Here is a 1,026-nt window from a genome sequence, read left to right as displayed (position 1 = left end):
AGCGCATCGACTGTGCCTTAGCCAATCCGCGGTGAGCAAATCATTAGCCAAACTTCGCATTCAATTTGATGATCCATTGTTTACGCGTAACTCACATGGATTAACACCAACACCACGTGCATTGTTCCTCAAACCGAAACTGGATCTGTTGATTAACCAATTAGAAGTGCTGACCCAGCCAGAAGAGTTTTCGCCCCAAAGCAGTGAATACCGTTTTCAAATTGCAGCCGTGGAAAGTGTCTACCCATTAATCTTACCGCATTTCTTACCAGCGATTTTTCAACAGGCGCCCGGCGTCACCATCAGCACGCATCCTTGGTCAGATAACACCTTCAAAATGTTGCAGCGTGGTGAGTTAGATTTGGGATTAACTGGTAAAGACATCGACATCAATGACGCAAAGCTTACCCTGCTGCCACCGGATGATATTTGCGAACTCGAAATCTATCGCGACCATCAGATGTGCATCATTCGTAAAAACCACCCCGCACTAAAACAGAAGTGGAACCTCGAAGCGTATCTCGCACTTCGTCACGTACAAGTGCGATGTGATGGAAACGACCGTTGGTTGTTGGATTATCGTTTAGCGGACATTGGCGCAGAGCGCGATATTGCAGTCACTGTTCCAGATTTCAATAGTGCCGCCAGCTTGTGTTCTTACACCGACTTCATCTTTACCGCGCCGAGCCATTTTGTGCAACTGGCTGCCAAACAGCTCGACTTGGTGGTCTTGCCATTGCCGCTTGAATTCCCGCCCATGGCTTACACTCTGTTTTGGCACAGAGACAGAGAAAACGACCCAGCCTTGAATTGGCTGCGCACGATGATCACGCAAAAAACCGATCACCTTAGATAAAAATGTCGGACGCAATGTGCGCTTAGCGGTTAAAATGAGTAGCTTAACAGTCGATAGTCCTTTTTGGCTCATCTATGGCCTGTTGTACCCAGACTTAAACGTCATCTTGCTACGACGTTTAACTCAATCACTGCACGAAGCAGAAGGAAACAGCTCCCATACCTGAGCAT

The 1,026-nt window shown here is 47.5% G+C and carries 1 protein-coding gene; it reads left to right on the top strand.

Annotated elements, in window-relative coordinates:
• The coding region (locus tag R7O12_RS27005) for a LysR family transcriptional regulator (protein WP_318127133.1) at nt 1–856 on the top strand (856 nt) is incomplete at its 5' end.
• Nucleotides 857–1,026: the final 170 nt, after the last annotated feature.

The organism is Vibrio sp. Vb1574, assembly GCF_033338675.1.
The sequence above is the reverse complement of the archived record's forward strand: the minus strand, read 5'-3'. Positions and strand labels throughout refer to the sequence as shown.